Source organism: Bradyrhizobium sp. MOS003 (assembly GCF_003020125.1).
Lineage (GTDB): Bacteria > Pseudomonadota > Alphaproteobacteria > Rhizobiales > Xanthobacteraceae > Bradyrhizobium.
Genome location: NZ_PYFW01000010.1, coordinates 41,650 through 66,612, shown reverse-complemented (window position 1 = coordinate 66,612; position 24,963 = coordinate 41,650). Strand labels below are relative to the sequence as shown.

Here is a 24,963-nt window from a genome sequence, read left to right as displayed (position 1 = left end):
TCGGCAGTCACTCATGTAGCTCTGGTTACAAACTTATACCAGGGTGATCCCAAATGAAACTGCTCCATATCGACTCCAGCGTGCTCGGCCCCCGTTCCGTCTCCAGACAGGTCTCCGCGGCCATCGTCGACCGGCTCAGGCAGGCGACGCCCTCGCTGGACATCACGTATCGCGACCTGACCCAGACCCCGCTCGCCCATCTCTCCGGCTCGCATCTCGCGGCCGCGCAAGGCGCTCCTGCCCCGGCAGAACTCGGACCCGACTTTGCCGCAAGTGCGGCCGCGCTGGACGAGTTCCTGGCCGCCGACATCGTCGTGATCGGCGCGCCCATGTACAATTTCACCATCCCGAGCCAGCTCAAGGCCTGGATCGATCGCATCCTGGTGGCAGGCAAGACGTTCAGCTACGGGGCGAATGGGCCGCAGGGCCTTGCCGGCGGCAAGCGTGTGATCGTGGCAATCTCGCGCGGGGGCCATTACGGCGCGGACATGCCGACCGCCGCTGGCGAGCATCTTGAAACCTACCTGCGCTGGGTGTTCGGCTTCATCGGCATCACCAATCCCGAATTCATTTTCGCAGACGGCATCCAGCTCGGCCCGGAGCACCGCGAAAAAGCGATTGCCGGCGCGCTGCAATCGGCAACGACCCTGCGCGCGGCCTGAGGCTTCGGCAAGATCAGCCGCCGCCCGATTGCGCGGCGGCTGACATGTGCGTGCTCGCTAAAACCAGGCGCCGGCGCAACCCGCGATGATCGCGCCGGCCGATCCAATTTTCACTTCACTTGATCAGCCGCGATAGATCGGCGCGCCGCTCGGCGAGGCCACCGCGCCGCCGTCGACGAAGATCTCCTGGCCCTGCACATGCGCGGAATCATCGGAGGCGAGGAACAGCACCGTCTTCGCAACGTGATCGGTTTCGCCGAGGCGCCCCAGCGGCGTCGACAGGGCGATCCGCGCCTCGAACGCCTTCTCGGCTTCCGGCGTGGCCGTCGCAGGTCCCCAGATCGGCGTGCGGATCGCGCCGGGCGCGACCACGTTGACGCGGATGCCGCGCGGCGACAGCTCCGAGGCCATGATCCGCGCCATCGCCCGCACGCCGGCCTTCGCCGCGCCGTAAGCGGAGTAGCCGGGAATGCCGAGCACGGAGATGACCGAACCGTTGAGGATGATCGAAGCGTTGTCGTTGAGGTAAGGCAGCGCCGACTGCACCGTGAAGAACACGCTGGTCAGGTTGGTGCTGATGACCTTCTCGAAGACCTCGAGCGCGGCTGAGCCGAGCGGCGTGCCGCCGGCGATGCCGGCATTGGCGAACACGATGTCGAACTTGCCGAATTTCTCGGCGCCCTGCTTGATGGCAGCTTCGGTCGCGGCGATGTCGGTGGCGTCCGCAGCGAGCGTAAGCGCATTGGGTCCCAGCTCCTTCGCCGCCGCCTCCAGCGTCTGCTTGTTGCGCCCGGTGACCACCACCTTGGCGCCCTCGGCCACGAACAGCTTGGCCGTTGCCAGCCCGATGCCGCTATTGCCGCCGGTAATCAGGGCCGTCTTGTTCTTCAGTCTCACATTCGCCTCCAGTGGTTGCATCATAAAACCAAGTTGCGATCTAGGGCATATGGTTTTATGATGCAACCACACAAGCGCGTGATCGGCACGTCAATCGTGCGAACGCGACAGGACCGGAACGATGGTGAAACGAACGAGCTTCGAGGGCGATGCATGCCCCATCGCACGGTCGCTGGATGCGCTGGGTGATTGGTGGTCGCTGCTGATCATCCGCGAGGCGCTGTTCGGCCTGCGTCGGTTCGGCGAATTCCAGAGCAAGCTCGGCATGGCCAAGAATATCCTGGCGGCGCGGCTGCGCTCGCTGGTCGACCACGGAATCCTGGCAACCGCCCCTGCCTCTGACGGCAGCGCTTATCAAGAGTATGTGCTGACCGCGAAGGGCCGAGGCACCTTCCCGATCCTGGTCGCGCTGCGGCAATGGAGCGAGGCGTTCGACGATCACCCCGAGGAAATCGCGACCATTTTGGTGGATCGCGAAAAAGGCCGCCCGGTGAAGAAGCTGGAAATGCGCGCGGAGGACGGACGGCTGCTCAGCCCGGCGGATACGATGCTGAAGCCGCGACCGGCACCGCGACGGCGGTCGGCCTGACCGCGCACGCCACCACATCGTCGTTGTGAGGAGCCCTTGCGACGACGCTGCACTCGGAATGACGGTTGAAGCAGCGCACTCCCATCCATCGCCGTCATCCTGAGGCGCAACCTCACGACAGCTTGCGCTTGCTCCGCAGCCGCAGGTGCTCGTCGGCCTCCAGCTTGGTCATGCCAAGGAGATAATGCAGCACGTCGAGTTCGTGGCGCTCAGCGAGCTTGCGCAACGCGCCGACCTGCTCGGCGATGAAGGTGACAGCCTCGTCCGCGCCGCCCTCCCCCGGTTCCTCGTGACGCGAGCCTCCCGGCGCGCCTGATACGGCGCGTGCCCATTTCTTTCCCGGCTTAGTCACCCGACCCCACCCGAATCCATGCGCCCCGCACGAACCTTACGCCGACATTAATCGCAACTCCAAGGTGGTATTTTGCAACTTTCTCGATATGAAACTTTTCCCATCCTAGCGGCCTTCAACAGCCCTCGATTTGACAGCGGAGGCCTCACCACCCATGTTCGGGTCGAAACGGCCGACCCGAATCCTTTCGTTTTTGGCCCCCAATTTTCCCATAAGTTACTGGAACTACATGAATATCGTCATTGTGGAGTCGCCGGCGAAAGCCAAGACGATCAACAAGTATCTGGGCTCGTCCTATGAGGTTCTGGCCTCGTTCGGCCATGTCCGAGACTTGCCCGCGAAGAACGGCTCCGTCGATCCCGATGCCAATTTCAAGATGATCTGGGAGGTCGACCCCAAGGCGGCCGGCCGGCTCAACGACATCGCCAAGTCCCTTAAGAACGCCGACCGCCTGATTCTCGCCACCGACCCTGATCGTGAGGGCGAGGCCATCTCCTGGCACGTGCTGGAGGTGCTGAAGGAAAAGCGCGCGCTGAAGGACCAGAAGATCGAGCGCGTGGTGTTCAACGCCATCACCAAGCAGGCGGTCACGGACGCCATGAAGCATCCGCGCCAGATCGACGGTGCGCTGGTCGACGCCTATATGGCGCGCCGTGCGCTGGACTATCTGGTCGGCTTCACCCTCTCCCCCGTGCTGTGGCGCAAGCTGCCGGGCGCCCGCTCGGCCGGCCGGGTGCAGTCGGTGGCGCTGCGCCTGGTCTGCGACCGCGAACTCGAGATCGAAAAATTCGTCGCCCGCGAATATTGGTCGCTGATCGCGACCCTGTTGACGCCGCGCGGCGATGCCTTCGAGGCCCGCCTGGTCGGCGCCGACGGCAAGAAGATCCAGCGCCTCAACATAGGAACCGGCGCGGAAGCCGAAGACTTCAAGAAGGCGCTGGAGACGGCCGCCTACGCCGTGACCTCGGTCGACGCCAAGCCCGCCCGGCGCAATCCGCAGGCGCCCTTCACCACCTCGACGCTGCAGCAGGAAGCCAGCCGCAAATACGGCTTTGCGCCGGCGCACACGATGCGCATCGCCCAGCGGCTCTATGAAGGCATCGACATCGGCGGCGAGACCACCGGACTCATTACTTATATGCGTACCGACGGCGTGCAGATCGATCCGTCCGCGATCACCCAGGCCCGCAAGGTGATCGGCGAGGATTACGGCAACGCCTACGTGCCGGACGCGCCACGCCAGTACCAGGCCAAGGCCAAGAACGCCCAGGAAGCGCACGAAGCGATCCGCCCGACCGACATGTCGCGTCGCCCCGACAGCATGAGCCGCAAGCTCGATTCCGACCAGGCCCGGCTCTATGAGCTGATCTGGAAACGCACCATCGCGAGCCAGATGGAATCGGCCGAGCTCGAGCGCACCACGGTCGACATCACGGCGAAGGCAGGTTCCCGCACGCTGGAGCTCCGCGCCACCGGCCAGGTCGTCAAGTTCGACGGCTTCCTCGCGCTCTACCAGGAAGGCCGCGACGACGAAGAGGACGAGGACTCCCGCCGCCTGCCCGCGATGAGCCCGAACGATGCGCTCAAGCGGCAATCGCTGTCGGTCACCCAGCATTTCACCGAGCCGCCGCCGCGCTTCTCCGAGGCCTCGCTGGTCAAGCGCATGGAAGAGCTCGGCATCGGCCGGCCCTCGACCTATGCCTCGATCCTCCAGGTGCTGAAGGACCGCGGCTACGTCAAGCTGGAGAAGAAGCGCCTGCACGGCGAGGACAAGGGTCGCGTCGTGGTCGCGTTCCTCGAAAGCTTCTTTGCCCGCTACGTCGAATACGACTTCACGGCCAATCTGGAAGAGCAGCTCGACCGCATATCCAACAACGAGATCTCCTGGCAGCAGGTGCTGAAGGATTTCTGGACCGGCTTCATCGGTGCCGTCGACGAGATCAAGGATCTGCGCGTAGCCCAGGTGCTGGACGTGCTCGACGACATGCTCGGACAGCACATCTATCCGCCCCGCACCGACGGCGGCGACATCAGGCAGTGCCCGAGCTGCGGCAACGGCCGTCTCAATCTCAAGGCCGGCAAGTTCGGCGCCTTCGTCGGCTGTTCGAACTATCCGGAGTGCCGCTACACCCGTCAGCTCGCCGCCGATGGCGAGGCCAGTGCCGATCGTTCGCTCGGTCAGGACCCCGAGACCGGTCGCGATGTCTGGGTCAAGGCCGGCCGGTTCGGTCCCTATATCCAGCTCGGCGAGCAGAAGGACTATGCGGAAGGCGAGAAACCGAAGCGCGCCGGCATCCCGAAGGGCACCTCGCCCGGCGATGTCGAACTCGAACTTGCGCTCAAGCTGCTGTCGCTGCCGCGCGAGATCGGCAAGCATCCCGAGACCGGTGAGCCGATCACCGCAGGCCTCGGCCGCTTCGGGCCGTTCGTCAAGCATGAGAAGACCTATGCCAGCCTGGAAGCCGGCGACGAGGTGTTCGACATCGGCCTCAATCGCGCGGTGACGCTGATCGCGGAAAAGGTCGCCAAGGGCCCGAGCCGCCGGTTCGGTGCCGATCCCGGCAAGGCGATCGGCGATCACCCGACGCTCGGCGCCGTCACCGTGAAGGGCGGCCGCTACGGCGCCTATGTCACGGCCGGCGGCGTCAACGCGACGATCCCGAGCGACATCGAAAAAGACGCGATCACGCTGCCGCAGGCGATCGCGCTGATCGACGAGCGCGCCGCCAAAGGCGGCGGCAAGAAGCCGAAGAAGGCGGCGAGGCCCGCCAAGGCCAAGAAGGCGTCAGAGCAGACCGCGGACGGCGATGACGCCGCGCCAAAGAAGAAACCGGCCGCGAAAAAGGCGACCAAAACCAAATCCGAATCCACCAGCAAGGCGCGCGCCGCCGTGTCGTCGACCGCAAAAACGTCGCCGACCAAGGCCGCCGCCGCCAAGGCTCCGGCCAAGAAGAGTGCCGGCAAGACTTGAGATCAAGAATTAGAGGTTAAGTGAAACGCAAGAATGACCATGGCTTTCCCGACCGGCAAGCCATCGTCGCCTTCATCAAGGCAAATCCCGGAAAGATAGGGACCCGCGAAATTGCGCGCGAGTTCGGCCTGAAGAATGCCGATCGCGTCGAGCTCAAGCGCATATTGCGCGAGCTCGCCGACGACGGCACCATCAAGAAGAAACGCCACACGGTCTCCGAGCCGGACGCACTGCCGCCGACGCTGGTCGCCGACATCGGCGGCCGCGACGCCGACGGCGAGCTGATCGCCTCCCCCACCGAATGGGACGAGGTCGAAAGCGGCGAGGCGCCAAAGATCCTCATCGTGATGCCGCGCCGGCCAAAGCCCGGCACCGCCGCTGGTGTCGGCGATCGCGCGCTGCTGCGAGTCGAGCCGGCCAACGATAGCGAAGGCCCAGCCTATCGTGGACATATCATCAAGGTCTTCGACAAGACGAAGAGCCGCATCCTCGGCGTGTTCCGCGAGCTTCCCGAAGGCGGCGGACGGCTGGTCCCGGTCGACAAGAAGGGTGCCGACCGCGAGCTGAACATCGCGGCGGCCGACACACATGGCGCCCAGGACGGTGATCTCGTCAGCGTCGACATCGTCCGCACGCGCAGCTTTGGCCTCGCCTCCGGCCGGGTGAAGGAGAAGCTCGGCTCGGTCAAGTCGGAGAAGGCGATCAGCCTGATCGCGATCTACGCGCACGACATTCCCCTGCAATTCCGCCCCGCGGCAGAGCGCGAGGCCGAAGCGGCCGAGCCCGCAAACCTGAAAGGCCGCGAGGACTGGCGCGACGTCCCGCTCGTCACCATCGATCCCCCGGATGCGAAGGATCACGACGACGCGGTGCATGCGCAAGCCGATCCCGATCCGAACAACAAGGGCGGTTTCATCGTCGACGTCGCCATCGCCGACGTCAGCTTCTACGTCCGGCCGGGCAGCGCGCTCGACCGCGATGCGCTCGATCGCGGCAACTCGGTTTATTTCCCCGACCGCGTCGTGCCGATGCTGCCGGAGCGCATCTCCAACAACCTCTGCTCGCTGGTGCCGGGCGAGCCGCGCGGCGCGCTCGCGGTGCGGATGATCATTGCGCCCGACGGCCGCAAGCGCTCGCACAGCTTTCATCGCATCCTGATGCGCTCGGCGGCAAAGCTCAGCTACGCGCAGGCGCAGGCCGCGATCGACGGCAGGCCCGACGACACCACCGGCCCGCTGCTCGATCCGATCCTGAAGCCGCTCTATGCCGCCTATGCCTGCGTCAAGCGCGCGCGCGACGAGCGCGACCCGCTCAATCTCGATCTGCCCGAACGCAAGATCCTCCTGAAAAGCGACGGCACGGTCGACCGCGTCGTGGTGCCCGAACGTCTCGATGCGCACAAGCTGATCGAGGAGTTCATGATCCTCGCCAACGTCGCAGCCGCGGAGATGCTCGAGAAGAAATCGCTGCCGCTGATTTACCGCGTGCATGACGAGCCGACGTTGGAGAAGGTCCACGCGCTGCAGGAGTTCTTGAAGACCCTCGACGTGCCCTTTGCGAAAGGCGGCGCGCTGCGCCCCGCTCTGTTCAACCGCGTGCTGGCCCAGCTCGAAGGCCACGACCACTTCCCGCTGGTGAGCGAAGTCGTGCTGCGCGCCCAGGCTCAAGCCGAATACTCCTCGGAAAATTACGGGCACTTCGGCCTGAACTTGCGCCGCTACGCGCATTTCACCTCGCCGATCCGCCGCTATGCCGATCTCGTCGTACATCGCGCGCTGGTCCGCGCGCTGGGGCTCGGCGAAGGCGCCCTGCCCGACAGCGAGACGCCGGAAACCTTGAGCGAAGTCGCCGCCCACATCTCGGTGACTGAACGGCGTGCGATGAAGGCGGAGCGCGAGACCGTCGACCGCCTGATCGCCCATCATCTTGCAGACCGGATCGGCTCGACGTTCCAGGGCCGCGTCTCCGGCGTCACGCGCGCCGGGCTCTTCGTCAAGCTGGCTGACACTGGCGCCGACGGCCTGATCCCGATCCGATCCCTTGGCACGGAATATTTCAACTATGACGAGGGCCGACACGCCCTGGTCGGCACGCGCAGCCGCACCATATATCAGCTGGGAGACGTGGTCGATGTCCGCCTGATCGAAGCAGCCCCGATCGCCGGCGCGCTGCGCTTCGAGCTGCTGTCGTCGTCCAGTGAGGCCACGCCGCAGGACCGCAGGCAACCGGGTCCGCAACGCCGCCCCTCGCTCAAGGCCCATCCCGGCCGCAGCCCGGACAGAAAACGCAAGCCGCCGAAGCCAAAGCCCGGCAAGAAGGGCAAAGGCAAGAGCAAGGGCAAAGGCAAGAAGGGCAAGGCATGGTGACCATGAGCACGGCCCCGAAGATCTGGACGCGCGAGACGGGTCTCGTCGAGAAGCGCGATCTCTTGACGGCGATGAAGCGCGGCTTTCGCGGCCGCTGCCCGCGCTGTGGCGAGGGCAAACTGTTCCGTGCCTTCCTGAAGACGGCGGACAATTGCTCGGTGTGCGACCTCGATTTCACGCCGCACCGCGCCGACGATCTGCCAGCCTATCTCGTCATCGTCATCGTCGGCCACATCGTGGTGCCCTCGATCCTCTGGATCGAGACCAACTACACGACGCCGGTCTGGCTCAGCTTCGCAGCCTATCTGCCCTTTACCTTCGTCGCCTCGCTCGCGCTGCTGCAGCCCGTCAAGGGAGCTGTGGTCGGCCTGCAATGGGCTCTGCGCATGCACGGGTTTGACGACACCCCTCCGGATGGTATTCCGCCTGTGTAAGCAAGAAGCAAAAGGCGTGGGTGAGGATATGACGGATACGACGCAGGCCGATGAGAAGGCAAAGATCCACGAGGGCAAGGAAGCCGATCACCATCCCTATTTCCGCCCGAGGGATGCAGCGACGCTGATCCTGGTCGACCGCAGCAGCACCACGCCAAAAGTCCTGGTGGGCAAACGCCATGACAAGGTGGTGTTCATGCCCGGCAAATTCGTCTTTCCGGGCGGGCGCGTCGACAAGGCCGACTATCGCGTCCCCGTCGCCGCCCCCATCACTACCGAGCTGGAAGCCAATCTCGCCAAGGGCAGTCCGAAAACGCCGCCCTCGCGCGCAAAGTCACTGGCGATTGCCGCCATCCGCGAGGCCTGCGAGGAAACCGGCCTCTGCCTCGGCCGCAAGGCGGAGATCAAGGCGAAGCTCGAAGGTCCGTGGCAGCCGTTCGCCGACGCAGGCCTGCTGCCCGACCCTTCCAGCCTGTTCCTGATCGCGCGCGCAATCACCCCGCCCGGCCGCGTCAAGCGGTTCGACACGCGCTTCTTCACGGCGGATGCCTCCGCGATCACCCACCGCGTCGACGGCGTGATCCATGCCGATGCCGAGCTGGTCGAGCTGGTCTGGGTCGAGCTCGGCTCCAAGCCGCTGGCCGACCTGCATCCGATGACGCGCAACGTGCTCAACGAGCTCCACACCCGCCTCGCCACCGGTCCGCTCCGCCACGACGCGCCGGTGCCGTTCTTCCATTTCTACGGCGGCAAGATGCAGAAGGATATTCTGGGCTGATCGTCATTCCGGGGCGCCGCGAAGCGGGCGAGCCCGGAATGACAGGAATGTGCTCAGCGCCCATCGAAAAACAAAATATTCTTCCCGTCGCCCCCAATGGCGGAGTTCCGCCGCGTCCCTATGTCTTCCCGAGCGTCACCAAGAACGGACACCGGGCGATGGCACAACGGCAACTCAAGCTTGGCGCGTTCATGCGCCCGATCAGCATCCACACCGGCGCCTGGCGCTATCCCGGGGCCTGGCCCGACGCCAATTTCAACTTCGGCCATATCAAGACGCTGATCCGGAAGCTCGAGGCCGGCAAGTTCGACGCCTTCTTCATGGCTGATCACTTGGCCGTGCTGAACATGCCGATCAATGCGCTCAAGCGCAGCCACACCGTCACCTCGTTCGAGCCTTTCACGCTGCTGTCGGCGCTGTCGGCCGTCACCGAGCGGATCGGCCTGATCGCGACGGGTTCGACCACGTTCGACGAGCCCTATCACGTCGCGCGCCGCTTCGCCTCGCTCGATCATCTCAGCGGAGGCCGGGCGGGGTGGAATATCGTCACCACCTCGAACCCGGACGCGGCACTGAATTTCGGCCTCGACGACCACATGGAGCACGCCGAGCGCTACAAGCGCGCCCGCGAGTTCTACGACGTCGTCACCGGCTTGTGGGATTCCTTCGCCGACGACGCCTTCGTGCGCGATGTCGAGAGCGGCCTGTTCTTCGATCCCGCGAAAATGCATACGCTCGACCACCACGGCAAGTATCTGAAGGTCCGCGGCCCCCTCAACATCGCCCGTCCCGTGCAGGGCTGGCCCGTGATCGTACAGGCCGGCGCCTCCGAAGACGGCAAGCAGCTCGCGGCCGAAACGGCGGAAGCCGTGTTCACCGGCGGCGGCAGCCTCGCCGACGGACAAAAGCTCTACGCCGACATCAAGGGCCGCATGGAAAAGATCGGCCGCGACCCTGAACATCTCAAGATTCTCCCCGGTGCCTTCGTCGTGGTCGGCGACAGCGTCGACGAGGCCAAAGAGAAGCGCGCGCTGCTCGACAGCCGCGTGCATTACGACAGCGCGATCGCCTCACTGTCCGTCATTCTCGGCACCGATGCCTCCGGCTTCGATCCCGACGGCCCGCTGCCCGATATCCCCGAAACCAATGCCAGCAAGAGCGGCCGCCAGCGCATGGTCGACCTCGCCAGGCGCGACAACCTCACAGTGCGCCAGCTCGCCCAGCGCGTCGGCGGCTATGGCGGGCTCTCGTTTGTCGGCACCGCCAAGACCATCGCGGACCAGATGGAGGAATGGCTGACGGGGCGCGGCTCCGACGGCTTCAACATCATGTTTCCATTCCTGCCCGCCGGGCTCGACGAATTCGTCGACAAGGTGGTGCCTGAGCTGCAGCGACGCGGGATTTTCCGCAACGAGTATGAAGGGCCCACCTTGAGGGAGAATCTGGGCCTGTCGCGGCCGAAAAACCGGTTCTTTGAGGCGTAATCGGGCCGATTTGGGTGGTTTCAGGCCCCTAAAACCTTGACATCAGGCGGTTTCTGGCTAGTTTGCCGGCCAACGCGGGCCGTTTGGCCGGCTCCAGATTCCCCAATTCTCTGAGGTTCAGAACATGGCCAAAGCGGTCACCATCAAGGTCAAGCTCGTGTCCTCTGCCGACACCGGCTTCTACTACACCGCCAAGAAGAATTCGCGCACCATGACCGACAAGCTGGTCAAGAAGAAGTACGACCCCGTCGCGCGCAAGCACGTCGAATTCCGCGAAGCCAAGATCAAGTAAGATCGCAGACAAGCGTTGAAGAGTTTTGCGGGGCCCTTACGGGCCCCGTTTTCGTTTCGACTCCGTTCGTGTCCCGGACGCGGTGCAGCGTGCAACGCTACTCCGCTGAGTCCTGACCCGGGACGTGACACGACACCGCGCAGAGACATGAGCCCCGGCCCCGCCGCACACCGCACCGGACGATGCTTTGCGTCGCCGAAGCGCTGCGGGCACGAGCGCTGAGCCAGGCATACCGTCGAAGTTGACGTCCGCCATGCGCGCAGAAGACGACGTCGAAGCTGAACGGGGTCATGTCAACCTCGGGCAGCGAGCCGACCTCGAGGGACGACGTTGATCCTCATCAAGCGGCGAAGCAGCGCAGTTCTCTACGCTCAATCGAAATTGTCCGGGAGAAGCGCACCATGCTTCCCTTTACGCTTGAGCAGTTCCTCAACGTGTTCGCGGCCTACAACAACGCGATCTGGCCCGCGCAAATTTTGGCCTACATGCTTGGAGCCGTCGCCGTGGCCGCCCTTTTTCGGAAAGGCCGTGCCTCTGACCGCATTGTCTCGGCCGTCCTTGGAGTGATGTGGCTAGGCACCGGCATTCTCTATCATGGCGTCTTCTTCTCGCCGATAAACAAGGCCGCGTTCGCGTTCGGCGCTTTGTTCGTGGCAGAGGGCGCGGCACTGCTCTACGCTGGCATCGTCCGCGATGGTCTTCGCTTCGCGATCAGTTTCGGCTTCCGAGCGGCGACCGGCGCGGGCTTCATTCTCTATGCAGCTCTCGCTTATCCGCTGATCGGGATCGCGACGGGGCATTCCTGGCCGACGTTACCGATGTTCGGCGTTTCTCCCTGCCCTGTCACGATCTTCACCTTCGGTCTGTTGCTTATGACGACCGCCCGCTTCTCGTACTGGCTTCTGGTAATCCCCTTCATATGGTCAGTGATCGGCGGGAGCGCTGCCATCCTCTTGGACGTTCGGCAGGATTGGGTGCTCTTGGTGAGTGGCTTCATTGCCGTTCCGATCATCATCGTCGGCAACCGACGTGTACGCGCCGCAGCTGACGAAGCCGGGTTGACGCCCTCAATCGAATTGCGACCATGATCGCGACGAGCAGCAGCGACCGCTGAGAACGGGCAACCCGGCATGCCTTCAGACAACAGAATTTGGAAGGCAGTCGTTGCCGGCGCGTGCGGAAGCATCGCCCATTCGCTGCTGATGTCCTTCAAGTCCTGGACCGGACTACTTCCGTCATTCGAGCCCTACGAAAGTCTCCAGACGACGCTGAGCCATGCGGCTGGCACTGCAGTCCATCCCGTGGTGCCTTGGCTGCTGTCGTTCCTGAATGGCTCAACCTTCGTCAGTCTCGCCTTTGGACATCTTTATCGGTGGCTGCCGGGCGATACCGGAGCGATCAAAGGAATGGCGTACGGCGTGCTCGGATGGACGATGATGGGGCTGGTGTTCTTTCCCATGATCGGACTTGGATTTTTTGCCTTCCAGGTGGGACTTGGCGTTTCGCCGGCCTTCTTTTCGCTGGCGATGCTCCTGGCTTACAGCGTCGTCCTGGGCATCGTTTACGACGCACTCAATTCCTGACTTGCTGGAAGAGGAGATCAGGCCACTCAAGCATGGCCCTTACTTTGCCGACGGTTTCGTCCGCCCGTTGATTCAGCTCAACAAGCTCCCGGTCGACGTCGTTACCAAGCTTCAATCGAGATCCCGTCGCAAAGCGTTGAACCATCTTTCAACACAATGCTCCGCGGCGCCCGGACCGCTCGACACGTCGCCGTATGACCACTACGGCCGCAGGATACCCTATGATGCACCAATTTCTCGCGCTGACCGCCCCGACGCCCTATCTGTTCTTCACCGGAAAGGGCGGAGTCGGTAAGACCTCTCTTGCCTGCGCCACGGCCGTTGCCCTCGCCGACCGTGGACTGCGCGTTCTGATCGTCAGCACCGACCCGGCGTCCAACCTCGACGAGATGCTCGAAACCACGTTGAGCGATCGCCCTACGCCGGTGCCAAACGTAACCGGGCTTTCGGCGATGAACATCGATCCCGAGGCAGCTGCCGAGGCCTATCGCAGCCGCGTCCTCGAACAGCTCGGGCCCGAGATTACCACGGACGAACGGTCGACCGTGCGCGAGCAGCTCTCCGGCGCTTGCACCACCGAAATAGCTGCCTTTGACGAGTTCGTGGGCCTGCTGGACGGCGATATGACGGGGTTCGATCACATCATATTCGATACCGCTCCGACCGGTCACACGTTGCGACTCCTTAGCCTGCCAAAGGCATGGAGCGGCTTTCTCGAGGACAACGATCGGGGCGCGTCCTGCCTCGGGCCGCATTCCGGCCTGAAGATGCAGGAGGACCGCTTTCGCAAGGCGCTGCAGGCCCTGGGCGATTCCAAGCAGACCACCATCATTTTGGTCACCCGCGCCGATCGCGGCGCCGTCCGCGAGGCGGCGAGGACATCGGGCGAACTTGATGGGCTTAATCTCTCGAACCAGCTTCTCGTGGTGAACGGGCGCTTTCACGCCGCGGACCCGACCGATGTCGTTGCAGTTGCCCTTGAGCGGGATCAGGACGAGGCGCTGGCCGCGATGCCGGCGTCGCTCACGAAACTGCCGCGAGATGAAATTCCTTTGCTTGGCTTCGACATCGTCGGCGTAACGGCTCTGAGGGCGCTGCTGTTGCCCTCCAATCAACCATCGATCGTCTCCACCGAGTCAAGCACCGAGCCGGTCGACCTGCCGGGCCTCGACCGGTTGGTTGACGACATCGCGCAGGGCAAGCGCGGCCTGATCATGGTCATGGGCAAGGGCGGCGTCGGAAAGACGACGCTTGCTGCCGCCATCGCGGTGGGCTTAGCGAAGCGAGGTCATGCCGTCCATCTCAGCACGACCGATCCCGCAGCTCACGTCAGTTTCGTTGTCGATGGCGTCATGCCAGGTCTCACGGTCGACCGGATCGATCCCCGGGTGGAGACGGAGCGCTATGTCGCGAAAATAATGTCGAGCCGTGGCCGCGACCTCGACGCGCAGGGCAAGGCCCTTCTGCTGGAAGATCTGGCTTCGCCGTGTACCGAGGAGGTCGCCGTTTTCCATGCCTTCTCGCACGTCGTCGCGGAAGCCCGGAGCGCCTTCGTGGTGCTCGATACGGCACCGACGGGCCACACGCTGCTCCTGCTGGACGCCACCGGCGCCTATCATCGTCAGATGACGAGCCAACTCGTACCAAGCGGTCCGGGACGGATCGTTACCCCTCTGATGCGGCTGCAGGATCCGACCCACACGAAGGTGATCCTGGTGACGCTGCCGGAGACGACGCCGGTGTCCGAGGCCGCCTCTCTCCAGGATGACCTGCGGCGTGCCGGCGTCGAACCATATGGCTGGGTCATCAATAAAAGCCTCACCGTCGCAGGGACCCGCGATCCCCTGTTGCGGCTTCGGCTCGCTGCGGAGCGGACGCAGATAGCCCGGGTTCAGAACGGGCTCGCAAGACGCGCCTTCATCGTCGGCTGGCGAAGCAAACCGCCGGTCGGCGTGGAAGAGCTTCGGGCGCTGTCATGAGCTTGCTCGCGGGGTGAGGATGCTCCCGGCCAGAATCGCCCCATCAAGGTCGAGCCCTGGGAGTTGGAGTTGTCGTAACCGCGATGGTTGGTGCTCGGCCGCCTGGCCCCGTTGCGTCAGGCGCCCGCCGCGACCGGTGCAATTTGAATCGCGGCAGGGCATGTGTGACCCACCTCGCAGAGTACCATGACCGGATTCAATATCCCCAGCGGGATCGTTGCATGAAACTGGTCCATTGCCGTGAAGAGCCATTTGCCGTTGCTGGATCCGCTGCGCTTCGCCGCCGCGCTCGGCGTTGCCATTTTTCACCAGATGTTCTGGTCATGGGCCTGGACCTCGATCGGCGTCCCGGGCTTCGAGCGCACCGTCGCCGCTGATGTTCTCTACCCCTCCGCCGCGCCGTTCACGTGGTTCGGCTGGGTCGGCGTCGAGATTTTCTTCGTCATTTCCGGCTTCGTCATCGCGAATTCGGCGAGCACATCTTCGCCGGGCGCGTTCCTGCTCGGCCGCGCCCTCAGGCTCTATCCGGCGGTCTGGGTGTGCGCCACCGCGACCTTGCTCGTGCTGCTGCTCTTCGGCAGCGGTCCGGCCTCCGAATTGATCGTGCCCTACATCCACGCCATGCTGATGGTCCCCAAGGGCGTCACGGGTCAATGGCTCGACGAGGTCTACTGGACGCTGGCCGCCGAGACGGCGTTTTATGGGCTGGTGTTTTGTGCGATGCTGACGCGGAAGATCACGCTGCGGCACCTGGCCTTTGGTCTCACCATCTACAGCGCGATGTTCAATGCCGCCGCGCTGCTGGTCGCGTCATGCACGACGCCATCCGACCTGCCCTATCTCGTCATCCTGATGTTCCGGGTGCCGTGCGCGGCTTTCCTGTTGAGCCATGGCTGTTTCTTCGCACTTGGCATCTGGCTGTTCATCTCCGCCAACAGGCAATTGACGGCGCTCGAACAGCTCGCAATTGCCGTCACCTGTCTTTCGGGCGCCGCAGAAATCTATTTCTTCGCCTCCTTCTTCCTGGAATCCATTCCTGCCATCGCGGATCAATCGGCCCTCGTGCCGATCATGGTCTGGGCGGCCGCGGTGTTTCTCATTGCCCGTGCCGCGAACCGAAGCAGGCGCTCTGCGGACATCGCTCCTGCCGAAGCCCCAGCTTATTTGCGAACGCTCGGGCTGATCACCTATCCGCTCTATCTCACCCACAACGTCATCGGCTCCGCGATCATTCGTGCGCTGGTCGACGCCGGGCTCGACGCCACCTCGGCGTTGTGGATCGCGCTGGGCTTGCTTGTCCTGGTCTGCTGGTTCATCTGCGCGAAGATCGAGCCGGCCGTCAGGTGTGCGCTGATGCAAACGCTCTCACATTTCGGACAGCTGCCGAAGAGGCAGCCGGCACGCCGCCCGGCATTGGCCCGGGGACTGCGTCTTCCGCTCCCCGTCGCAGCAAGGGTCACAGCGCCCTCACCCTCATGAGGGCCTGCTATCCAGTTACGCCGTTGCGCCTAAGAAGCCGCAAGGCCAAAGCGATCGCTGCACGGCGTGCGTAACGGGCTCCAAGCGAAATTTAGCAGGCGCCCGTCTACGCCGTCCTCAACACCGGCGTCGGCGGCTGCGACGGCCTGACGAGCGCAAACGCCACCTGCACGATGCCTCCTGCCAAGCCCAGCGCCACACCGATGCGCCACGCCATAGTGTAGGAGCCGAGCGCATCGTAGAGCACCCCTCCTCCGTACGCGCCGAGGAAGCTGCCGATCTGGTGGCTCATGAAGGCGAGGCCCTGGATCATCGCCTGCCAGCGCAGGCCGAACATCTCGGCGACCGCGCCCGCGACCAGCGGACCGACGCCCATCCACAGGAAGCCCATGATGGCGCCGAACAGCAGCGTCGAGAACGGCGTGGCCGGCAGCATGAAATACCAGGCGAGCGCGAGCGAGCGCAGGATGTAGATGGCGCCTAACAGCGCCAGCTTGTTCCAGCGCTGGCCGGCCCAACCGAAGAACAGCGATCCCAGCACGTTGAAGCCGCCGATCATGCCGAGCGTCTGCGCGCTGAGCATCGGATCGAGGCCGCAGATCGCCAGGTATGACGGCAGATGCGTGGTGAGGAACACCAGTTGCATGCCGCAGACGAGATAGGCGCAGGTCATCACCACGAAGGAGGCATTGCCGAACGCGGTCTTCGCCGCAATTATGGCCGTGGCATCGACGATCTCGTCAGTCGCGGGCTTCGGCAGCGGGACCGCGTCGACACGCCCGGCATACCACGCCGCCGGGATCATCAGCACCGACATCACCACGAAGCCGGCAAGTCCGACGCGCCAGCCGAAGCCTTCGTTGAGCATCTGTCCGATCGGCGCCGACAGCAGCGCGCCCAGCGAGCCCGCGCCGGAGACAATGCCGAGCACGGTCGAGCGCACCGTCGCAGGCACCGCGCGCGCCGCCACCGACATCGCGATCGCCGCCGCGGTGCAGGCGAGCGAGGTGCCGATCAGCACGCCGGCGCCGATCATGATGGCGACGAGTCCGTTCGCGGTCGCCATAAGCACCAAACCCGCGATGTACATGAACGAGCCCGCGATCATGATCGGACGGAAGCCGTAGCGCGTGGTCATCGCGCCGGCGAGCGGCTGGAGGAAGCCCCAGGCGAGGTTCTGCACCGCCAGCGCCAGCGTGAAATCCGAGATCGACAAATGGATGTCGTGAGTCAGCGGCTGCATGAAGATGCCGAGGCTCTGCCGCAGCCCCATGCTCAGCGTCAGCATGATCGAGGCGCCGATCAGGATGGGCAATGTCGGACGCAGGACCTGCAGCAGGGGCATTTTCGTCTCCCTCGTGGGCACGGCGCAAATGCCGTCATCTGCAATATCGGTTGATTTTGGTTACACAGACCTGTGTACTTAGGCTATGTTGGGCCCCAGCTGTCAAGCCAAGAGGATGCGCGTCGCCGCATGGCTCCCCCGCCCGCCCCACAGACGATGAAAGAGCGGATCCTTCAAACCGCCGACAAGCTGTTCTATCTGCAGGGCATTCGCGCCATCGGCGTCGACACCATCGCGGCCGAGATCGGCATCTCCAAGCGCACGCTCTACAACCACTTCCCGTCCAAGGACGCGCTGATCGCGGCCTATCTCGAGCGCCGCTTCGTCCACGCCTCCCCCTCCGACGAGCCGCCAGCCGAGCAAATCCTCGCCACCTTCGATTCGCTGGAGCGGCGGTTTGCGGCCAAGGACTTTCGGGGCTGCCCGTTCGTGAACGCCGTCGCCGAGCTCGGCCCGGCCGACCGTGCCGTGAAGAAAATCGCGGTGGCGTTCAAGGAAAGCCGCCGCCTGTGGTTTCGCGACCGGCTGACCGAGCTCGGCGTCGCCGATGCGGAGGCACTCGCGACGCAGCTGGTGCTGTTGGTCGACGGCTCCATCGCGCAGGACCTCGTGCGCGACGATCCCGCGATGGCGCGCGCGGCAAAGGAAGCGGCGAAGGTGCTGTTGCGCAATGCGGGGGTGGACGTGGCGTGATCGAGCAGCCGCGATGAAGCGAGGCAAGCGCGCCCCCCCGCTAGCCGCCCTGCAACGCGCCGTAGATTGCGTGTTGATAGACCGGCAAGGCCCTGCGGCCGGCGGCGCCGCGGCCGGTCGCGATCGTGGCGCCCGAGTTTGCCGAAACGGGCACTTGATGCTGAATCAGGTAGATCATGATGAGATCGTGGACCGGATCGGCCTGCCACCAGGTCCCGAAGATGCCCGGCCAGGTGATCGAGCCAGGGGCGCCGCAGGCATAGGGATTGTCGACGGGATCTTCGGCAATCGAAAGCCCCAGTCCAAAACCGGATTTCTGCCAGAGCGGCATACCCGCAAACGGAACCTGACGTTGGGCATTGGTGAGCCGGTTCGTTCGCATCAGTCGGACAGTTTCGGGCTTCAACAAGCGAACGCCGTCGTTCTCGCCCTCCCCGAGCAGCATGCGCGCGAACCGGTGATAATCCGGCGCGGACGAGATCAAGCCGCCCCCGCCCGGCGTATAGGCTGGCGGTTCGTCGTACATATCAGGCACGACTTTCGCGAGCCGGCCGGCCGCCTCGTCATAACTGTAGAGGATGGCGAGACGGCTCCGCTTGTCCCGCGGAAGCCAGAAGTCCGTGCTTTCCATGCCCAGCGGCGTGAAGATCATCTCGCGGAGAACGCGATCCAGCGGCCTGCCGAGGAGCCGCCCGATCAGGAAGCCGAGAACGTCCGTCGAATGGCCGTAGTGGAACAATTCGCCCGGCTGATAGGCCAGCGGCAGCGTGCCGAGCGCGGCCAGCCATTCGTCCGGCGTCAACCTGTTCATCGCGGGATCGCCAAGCGCCTCCTCATAGGCCTGCTTGAGGGGGCCCTCCGAGAAGAACGCGTAGGCAATTCCCGAACGATGCGTCAGCAGATCCTCGAGGGTGATCTCGCGCTGCGCGGGCACCGTGCCTTCCAGCGGTCCCGCAGCGTTTCGCAGGACTCTTCGCTCGGCAAGTTCTGGAATCCAGCGCGATATCGGATCTGACAGCGCGATCCTGCCCTGCTCCACCAGCATCAACGCGGCCGCCGACGTGATCGGTTTGGTCATCGAGGCGATACGGAACAGGGTGTCCGGCCGCATCGCCCTCCTCGTTTCGATATCGGACCAGCCAAGCGCCTCGGATTGAACGACCCTGCCCCGGTGCGAGGTCAGCGTCACGATCCCTGCAAGTTCGCCCCGATCGATGAATGGCTGGAGCGCCGGGCCGACCGCGGCAAGCTTTGCGGGATCGAAGCCGCGAACGCGGCCGAGGGCATCATTGCTCATGCAGGGACGCTTCAGTCCGCCTTGAATTCGTCGGTCAGGATCGGCCCGAACAGCACCCAGCGCTGCCCGTCGAACTTCATCATCTGGAATTGCTTGTTGATGCGATAGTCGTCGGGACTGGTGTTGATCGACATTCCTGGCAGCCCAAGGTCGGGGACGAAGCCTTTGATGCTGGTCGCCTGCTTCATGATGTTGGCGCGGGTGAGTTCGTCGCCGCATTGCTTCAGGATGTGGACCAACAGTGCCGCGGTCGAATACCCATAGGTGGCGAAGCCGCTGTTGGCATCCTCGCCCGGCGCATATTTCGCCATGAAGGCCTTGTAGCGCTTCATGCCTTCGTCATTGGCCCATTGCGGATCGAGCGGATCCTTGCCGTAGTTGACCGAGATGATGTCCTTGGCATTCTCGGCACCCGCCGGGACCAGAACCTGGCCGACTGCCGTTGCGTTGACCTCCAGGATGTGGACGGGCTTCCAGCCGAGCTCCGCCGCCTTCCTGATCGATTGGGCGGCAAATTTCGGCGTCGACATGTTGTAGAAGAGATCGGCACCCGACGCCTTGAGCGTCACCATCTGGGAATCGACGGTCGGGTCGGCCGTTTCGTAGGACAACTCCTTGACGATCATGCTCGTCTTGGCGCCAAGCCCTTCCTTCAGCCCCTTGACGTAGTCTTTCCCGAGATCGTCGTTCTGATAGAGGATGCCGATCCTGGCGTTCGGATAGTTCTCCAGGATGTACTTGGCGTAAATGTGCGCTTCCGACTGATAGTTGGGATTGGCGGAGATCGTCCACGGGAAGTTCTTGGGGTCGGTGAACCGTGACGCGCCGCTGCCAGCCAGGAGCTGCGGGACACCCTTGGCGTTCAAATATTTCTGCACGGCCGCGTTCGGCGGCGTGCCGATGATCTGGAACGTCGTGAGCACTTCATCGCTTTCGACCAGCTTGCGTACCTGCTCGACCGTCTTCGGCGGGCTATAACCGTCATCGTACTGGATGAGATTGATCTGGCGGCCGTTGACCCCACCCTTCTCGTTGATCATGCGGATGTAGGCGGCCTCAGCCTTGCCGATGGCCCCGAACGCCGACGCCGGGCCGCTCAACGGGTTGGTCTGCCCGACCTTGATCTCGGTGTCGGTTGCGCCGGTATCGTATTTCTTTTGCGCAAAGGCAGGCGCCGCAAGTGCGGTGCCGAGCATCAGCATGGCTGAGGCCATCGACTTCAAGCCGGTCATGGAGTCCTCCCGTTAGGCAGCTGGTCGTTGCCAGCCGATGTTCTGCATTGCGTCCAGCGGCCGCCGGACGATCGCGGATGATTGGCAGCTGCCGGAGGCCGTGTTTTCGGCGCCCTCGCCAGTACCTCCGGGCTGCCGATAGGTCAAGTTCATTCATTTAGCACTAAATGAATATTTGCAGCACGTTGGCCCGCCTCCGCTTGACCCGGCCGAGCCCGCATCTCATCGTGAAGTCGAATTGGTCGGATCAAATGCCGTCTTCCCGGACGCCTCCGACCAGGAAGACGGAGACCATGCCAGCAGCGCTAAAACTCGAAGGCCGCCGTACACGCGCCGAGCAGCGGGCCGCGAGCGTGAAACTGATCCTCGACACGAGCGAAGAGTTGTTCGCGCAGTTCGGCTATTTCGGAGTGACGATCAAAGACGTCGCCGACAGGATGGGCATCCATCCCGCGCTCATTCACTACTATTTCGATGGCAAGAAGGCGCTGTTCGACGCCGTGTTCGAACGCCGCGTGGGGTATGCGGTGACCTTGCGGACCGCCGAACTCGACGCTTACGAAGCGAGGATCAAGGGCCGGCCAACCGTCGAAGGCGCGCTTCGCGCCTATTACGATGGCGCCTTCGACGTCTATATCAATGACGAGGAAGCCTGGCGCAATTTCGGCCGCATCTTCGCCCAGGTCAACAACGCGCCCGGCTACGGCGCGGAGAAGATGGAAGCCTACCTCGATCCGCTCGTGCTGAGGCTGATCGGCCTGCTCCAGAAGGCGCTGCCCGACGCCAAGCCCGAGGACTTGTTCTGGGGCTTTCAGTTCACGTCAGGGGCTTATTCGCTGCTGATGTCGCGCACGGGCCGCATCGACCGTCTCTCGAACAATCGATGCAGGTCCGATGACTTCGAAGCCGTTCGCGACCGCTTCGTGACGTTCATGGCCGGCGGCTTCAACGCGCTCTACAAGCGGGGCAAAGGCAAGTCGAGATAGTCGGCGCATACATTGCGACCAAGGCGCGGACGCAACAGTGCTCGTGCACGCGCGGCGCGATGTTGAAACAGTGCCCCTGCTTTGCCCGACGTGTCAAAGAACTTCCGCTGGTCATGCAAAATTCCATCATTCGACGGAATGGCTCGGTCCCTGACGCCGGACTTTGCTCGACCCGATCATACATGCCGCAAGGGTCCAGCCTCAACTCGTTGCGATGAATCAAGACGCGGAGCTTCGGAGACGCTAGTGTCTCCAGACTCTCGCTTTGTGGGATGCCGCGCAGTACGCGGGGAGTTGGTCTCCGGGGCGACGACAGGAAAGACGATCACATTTCTCCGAAGCTCATTCGCTCCCTCACCCTCCTTCATGCCGTGCTCTATGGGCTCGGCGTGACGATTGGCGCCGGCATCTACGTATTGGTGGGCGCGGCAGCGGGACGGAGCGGAATGCACGCGCCTTTGGCGTTTGTTTTCGCTGCGATCGTGATGGGAATGACGGCGGCGTCTTTCGCCGAACTGGGCACCCGAATGCCGGTTGCGGCGAGCGAGGCAGCCTATGTCGAGGCGGCGTTTCACCGCAAATGGCTCGCCGGCGCCGCAGGATTGCTTGTTGTCGCCGCAGCGACCATTTCCGGGGCCACGATCAGCGCGGGCAGCGCCGGGTACATCGGCGTGTTCGTGCCGCTTCACCCCTCCTGGATCATCGCCGGGGTCGTGCTCGCGATGGGCGCTATCGCCTGCCTCTCTGCGGTCCAGTCCATCGGTTTTGCGGGGGCGATGACGATCATCGAAATCGGCGGGCTGCTGCTCATTGTCGGGGCCAGCCTCTGGGGAGGCAGCCCCCTGATCTCGCGGCTACCAGACCTGTGGCCCGCCGCCGGTCATCTGACAGCCTGGACCGGTATCGCGCAAACCACTCTGCTCGCCGTCTTCGCCTTCATCGGCTTCGAGCACCTCGTGAACATTTCCGAGGAGATGAAGAACCCTCGACGCACCTTGCCTTGGGCTCTGTTCATCACCCTCGGCGCAACGGCCCTTCTCTATGCCCTGGTAGTCTGGATCGCCGTTATCACGGTGCCCCCGGCAGAGCTCGCGACGTCGGCGGCACCGCTGGCACTGGTCTTTCAGCGACTGACCGGGCTTCCTCTCCACGTCTTGAGCGCGATCGCGGTGGTTGCGACTGTGAATGGCATCATCGTCCACATGATCATGATTGGACGCGTGCTCTATGGTCTCGCTGACCAGGGCAACCTTCCCTCCGTCCTCGCGGTGGTGGATCCGAAAAGCGGCACTCCCGTCGTCGCGACCCTGATTGGCATCGCTGCCATCCTTGTCCTGGCGCTTGGCGTTCCCCTGACGGGGCTGGCCGAATGGACATCCCGCTTCACGCTCGGCATCTTCGCGCTCGTGAATCTCGCCCTGATACGGATCAAGACCGCGGAAGCGAAGCCTCCCCCGAATGTGTTCGTCGTACCGATGTGGATTCCGGTGATGGGCCTCGCGACCAGCACGCTGTTCGTCTTGGTCGACCTGTACTTGTGGCTCGTGCGGAGTGCGGGGGGTTAATTCTGCAATCAGCGCCAGGCGGCGCCGCTTTTCCCGTTGTCGGTAATGATGCCCCAGGTCCCTGCTTTGCCGGACGTGTCAAAGTTTGAGCAGCCCTCGCGGGCCGTCTTTGGCACCGGCTTAACCCATTGATCCGGTTAGCGTCTTCTACTGTGCATGGGGTTGTTTTCGCGAATTTTGCGCGAGCAGCCCTCACGCCGCCTGCGACACCACGCGATTGCGGCCATCGTGCTTGGCGCGGTACAGCGCTGTATCCGCCCGCTTGAGGACGTCGGCGACCGCCTCACCCTTCCGCTCCAGCGTGGTGAGGCCGATCGAGATCGTGACCTCGATGCGCTTGGTCCCTTTGTGGACCGAGAACGGCTCGCCCGCGATCGAGCGGCGCAGGCGCTCGGCGACCATGCCGGCGACGTGGAGATCGGTCTCGGGCATCACGATGACGAACTCCTCGCCGCCGTAGCGGCAGGCGAGGTCAATGCCGCGGATCGACTTGCGCACCCGCACCGCGAATTCGCGCAGCACGTCGTCGCCGGCGTCGTGGCCGTAATTGTCGTTGATCGACTTGAAGAAGTCGATGTCCAGGATCATCAGCGCCAGCGGCTTGCCGCGCGTGGACGCCTGCTCGGCAAGCGTCGCCAGATGGCTCTCCATGTAGCGGCGATTGTGCAGGCCGGTGAGCGCGTCGGTGATCGCCATCTCGATCGAGTTCTGCACGTTGTCGCGCAGATGATCGGTGTAGCGGCGGCGGCGGATCTGGGTGCGCGCGCGCGCCAGCAGCTCGGTCTTGTCGATCGGGCGCAGCAGATAGTCGTTGACGCCGATCTCGAGGCCACGCAGCAGCCGCGTCGAGTTCTCGGGGTCGGCGATCGCCAGGATCGGCACGTGGCGCGTGCGCTCCAGCGAGCGCGCCTGGCTGCAGAGCCTCAGGCCGTCGAAATTGTTGAGGTCGAGCGAGACGATCAGCAGATCGTAATTGCCCTCGGCGGCGTGGAACAGCGCTTCCGTCGGGTTCGGCTCGACGTCGATGGTGTGCTCGGCGGCGAGGATCGTCGCCAGCCGCTCGTAGGAAGACTCGCGATCGTCGACCAGCAGGATGCGGCCGCCCTTGCCGGTGTCGGCGACAGCGCTGCGTTCGGGCGCCTGCATGCCGATCTCGAGCGAGGTGATGGCGCGCATGCGCAGCTCATCGGTCATCATCTTCAGCCGCGTCAGCGAGCGCACGCGCGCGATCAGCACGACGTCGGAGACGGGCTTGGTCAGGAAGTCGTCGGCGCCGGCTTCCAGCCCGCGGTTGCGGTCGGAGGGGCTGTCGAGCGCGGTGACCATCACGACGGGAATGTGGTGCGTCGCCGGATCGGTCTTGAGCCGGCGGCAGACTTCGAAACCGTCCATGTCGGGCATCATCACGTCGAGCAGGATGATGTCGCATTCGGCGCGGCTGGCCATCGCCAGCGCTTCGGTGCCGTTCGAGGCGGTCATCACGTCGAAATATTCGGCGGAGAGGCGGGCCTCTAACAGCTTGACGTTGGCAGGGACGTCGTCGACGACCAGGATACGCGCGGACACTCTGAACTCACTTCCTATCCGATAAAACGCCGGACCGTCTCAATGAATTTGCCGACCGAGATCGGCTTGGACAAATAGGCCTCGCAGCCGCCCTCGCGGATGCGTTCTTCGTCGCCCTTCATCGCGAACGCGGTGACCGCGACGACGGGAATGGAACGCAGCTCCGGATCGTCCTTGATCCAGCGCGTCACCTCGAGGCCCGAGACCTGCGGCAATTGAATATCCATCAGCACGAGGTCTGGGCGCAGTTTTCGAACGAGATCCAGCGCCTCGTAGCCATTGCTGGTGCCCGTGGTCTGGTAGCCGTGCGCCTCCAACAGGTCGCGGAAGAGCTTCATGTTGAGCTCGTTGTCTTCCACGATCAGGACGGTCTTAGCCATCCCGTCCTCCTGATTGGTCCGCAGACCGGTACA

At 63.9% G+C, this 24,963-nt stretch carries 22 protein-coding genes; 15 read left to right on the top strand and 7 right to left on the bottom strand.

The genetic code is table 11. The features are described from left to right. The first annotated feature begins 53 nt into the window (after positions 1–53). The gene (locus tag C7G42_RS29980; protein WP_106952507.1) at positions 54–662 is read left to right on the top strand and encodes an FMN-dependent NADH-azoreductase; all 609 of its coding nucleotides are present in this window, start codon (positions 54–56) and stop codon (positions 660–662) included. Positions 663–785: 123 nt separating this feature from the next. Here the strand turns inward: C7G42_RS29980 and C7G42_RS29975 are convergent, their stop codons facing one another. Then, the gene (locus tag C7G42_RS29975) at positions 786–1,559 is read right to left on the bottom strand and encodes an SDR family oxidoreductase (RefSeq protein ID WP_199581210.1); all 774 of its coding nucleotides are present in this window, start codon (positions 1,557–1,559) and stop codon (positions 786–788) included. A 121-nt stretch (positions 1,560–1,680) separates the two neighbouring features. Here C7G42_RS29975 and C7G42_RS29970 point away from each other — a divergent pair, with 121 nt between their 5' ends. After that, complete coding sequence (locus C7G42_RS29970) at positions 1,681–2,148, top strand: winged helix-turn-helix transcriptional regulator (RefSeq protein ID WP_106952505.1); 468 nt, start codon at positions 1,681–1,683, stop codon at positions 2,146–2,148. 112 nt (positions 2,149–2,260) lie between these two features. Here C7G42_RS29970 and C7G42_RS29965 read toward each other — a convergent pair whose 3' ends face one another. Further along, positions 2,261–2,500, bottom strand: coding sequence for a hypothetical protein (locus C7G42_RS29965; RefSeq protein WP_106952504.1), 240 nt, complete (start codon positions 2,498–2,500; stop codon positions 2,261–2,263). Positions 2,501–2,729: 229 nt separating this feature from the next. On the opposite strand from C7G42_RS29965, the gene topA reads away from it, so the two are divergent. The 10 genes from topA to C7G42_RS29915 all read left to right on the top strand — a co-directional run bounded on the left by topA (position 2,730) and on the right by C7G42_RS29915 (position 15,866). Next, positions 2,730–5,471, top strand: a complete 2,742-nt coding sequence (gene topA / locus C7G42_RS29960; RefSeq protein WP_106952503.1) for a type I DNA topoisomerase — start codon at positions 2,730–2,732, stop codon at positions 5,469–5,471. A 20-nt stretch (positions 5,472–5,491) separates the two neighbouring features. After that, the gene (gene rnr, locus C7G42_RS29955) at positions 5,492–7,837 is read left to right on the top strand and encodes a ribonuclease R (RefSeq protein ID WP_106952502.1); all 2,346 of its coding nucleotides are present in this window, start codon (positions 5,492–5,494) and stop codon (positions 7,835–7,837) included. Beyond that, entirely contained in the window at positions 7,831–8,271 is a 441-nt protein-coding gene (locus C7G42_RS29950) for a DUF983 domain-containing protein (protein ID WP_106952501.1), read from the top strand. The genes rnr and C7G42_RS29950 overlap by 7 nt, the downstream gene beginning before the upstream one ends. Before the next feature lie 28 nt (positions 8,272–8,299). Continuing rightward, positions 8,300–9,049, top strand: coding sequence for an NUDIX hydrolase (locus C7G42_RS29945; protein ID WP_106952612.1), 750 nt, complete (start codon positions 8,300–8,302; stop codon positions 9,047–9,049). Positions 9,050–9,207: 158 nt separating this feature from the next. Beyond that, the gene (locus C7G42_RS29940; protein WP_106952500.1) at positions 9,208–10,533 is read left to right on the top strand and encodes an LLM class flavin-dependent oxidoreductase; all 1,326 of its coding nucleotides are present in this window, start codon (positions 9,208–9,210) and stop codon (positions 10,531–10,533) included. A gap of 124 nt (positions 10,534–10,657) precedes the next feature. After that, positions 10,658–10,825 (top strand): 50S ribosomal protein L33, encoded by a 168-nt coding sequence (gene rpmG, locus C7G42_RS29935; RefSeq protein WP_008139339.1) that lies wholly within the window; start codon positions 10,658–10,660, stop codon positions 10,823–10,825. 290 nt (positions 10,826–11,115) lie between these two features. After that, positions 11,116–11,913: a DUF6064 family protein gene (locus tag C7G42_RS29930; protein ID WP_245428069.1), complete on the top strand. Its 798-nt coding sequence runs from the start codon at positions 11,116–11,118 to the stop codon at positions 11,911–11,913. 42 nt (positions 11,914–11,955) lie between these two features. Continuing rightward, positions 11,956–12,408 (top strand): DUF6789 family protein, encoded by a 453-nt coding sequence (locus tag C7G42_RS29925; protein WP_106952499.1) that lies wholly within the window; start codon positions 11,956–11,958, stop codon positions 12,406–12,408. 224 nt (positions 12,409–12,632) lie between these two features. Further along, on the top strand, positions 12,633–14,387 hold the full coding sequence (gene arsA, locus C7G42_RS29920) for an arsenical pump-driving ATPase (RefSeq protein ID WP_106952610.1): 1,755 nt from the start codon (positions 12,633–12,635) through the stop codon (positions 14,385–14,387). A 240-nt stretch (positions 14,388–14,627) separates the two neighbouring features. Continuing rightward, positions 14,628–15,866: an acyltransferase family protein gene (locus C7G42_RS29915; protein ID WP_106952498.1), complete on the top strand. Its 1,239-nt coding sequence runs from the start codon at positions 14,628–14,630 to the stop codon at positions 15,864–15,866. 106 nt (positions 15,867–15,972) lie between these two features. On the opposite strand, the gene C7G42_RS29910 is transcribed toward C7G42_RS29915, so the two are convergent. After that, positions 15,973–17,211, bottom strand: coding sequence for an MFS transporter (locus tag C7G42_RS29910; protein ID WP_106952497.1), 1,239 nt, complete (start codon positions 17,209–17,211; stop codon positions 15,973–15,975). A gap of 129 nt (positions 17,212–17,340) precedes the next feature. Between C7G42_RS29910 and C7G42_RS29905 the strand changes: the two genes are divergently transcribed. Then, a complete protein-coding gene (locus C7G42_RS29905; protein ID WP_106952496.1) occupies positions 17,341–17,904 on the top strand; it encodes a TetR/AcrR family transcriptional regulator in 564 nt (187 codons plus the stop codon). Positions 17,905–17,944: 40 nt separating this feature from the next. On the opposite strand, the gene C7G42_RS29900 is transcribed toward C7G42_RS29905, so the two are convergent. Beyond that, positions 17,945–19,201, bottom strand: a complete 1,257-nt coding sequence (locus C7G42_RS29900) for a serine hydrolase domain-containing protein (RefSeq protein ID WP_106952495.1) — start codon at positions 19,199–19,201, stop codon at positions 17,945–17,947. An 11-nt stretch (positions 19,202–19,212) separates the two neighbouring features. Then, positions 19,213–20,433, bottom strand: a complete 1,221-nt coding sequence (locus tag C7G42_RS29895; protein ID WP_106952494.1) for an ABC transporter substrate-binding protein — start codon at positions 20,431–20,433, stop codon at positions 19,213–19,215. A 293-nt stretch (positions 20,434–20,726) separates the two neighbouring features. On the opposite strand from C7G42_RS29895, the gene C7G42_RS29890 reads away from it, so the two are divergent. Both C7G42_RS29890 and C7G42_RS29885 read left to right on the top strand, forming a co-directional pair. Further along, positions 20,727–21,419 (top strand): TetR/AcrR family transcriptional regulator, encoded by a 693-nt coding sequence (locus C7G42_RS29890; protein ID WP_106952493.1) that lies wholly within the window; start codon positions 20,727–20,729, stop codon positions 21,417–21,419. A gap of 272 nt (positions 21,420–21,691) precedes the next feature. After that, positions 21,692–22,984 (top strand): APC family permease, encoded by a 1,293-nt coding sequence (locus C7G42_RS29885; RefSeq protein ID WP_106952492.1) that lies wholly within the window; start codon positions 21,692–21,694, stop codon positions 22,982–22,984. 192 nt (positions 22,985–23,176) lie between these two features. Here C7G42_RS29885 and C7G42_RS29880 read toward each other — a convergent pair whose 3' ends face one another. Together C7G42_RS29880 and C7G42_RS29875 are read right to left on the bottom strand one after the other, a co-directional pair. Beyond that, positions 23,177–24,550 carry a PleD family two-component system response regulator gene (locus C7G42_RS29880; protein WP_106952491.1) on the bottom strand — a complete coding sequence of 458 codons (1,374 nt, stop codon included), beginning with the start codon at positions 24,548–24,550 and terminating at the stop codon, positions 23,177–23,179. Positions 24,551–24,564: 14 nt separating this feature from the next. Further along, positions 24,565–24,930 carry a response regulator gene (locus C7G42_RS29875; RefSeq protein WP_094977510.1) on the bottom strand — a complete coding sequence of 122 codons (366 nt, stop codon included), beginning with the start codon at positions 24,928–24,930 and terminating at the stop codon, positions 24,565–24,567. Positions 24,931–24,963 lie beyond the last annotated feature (33 nt).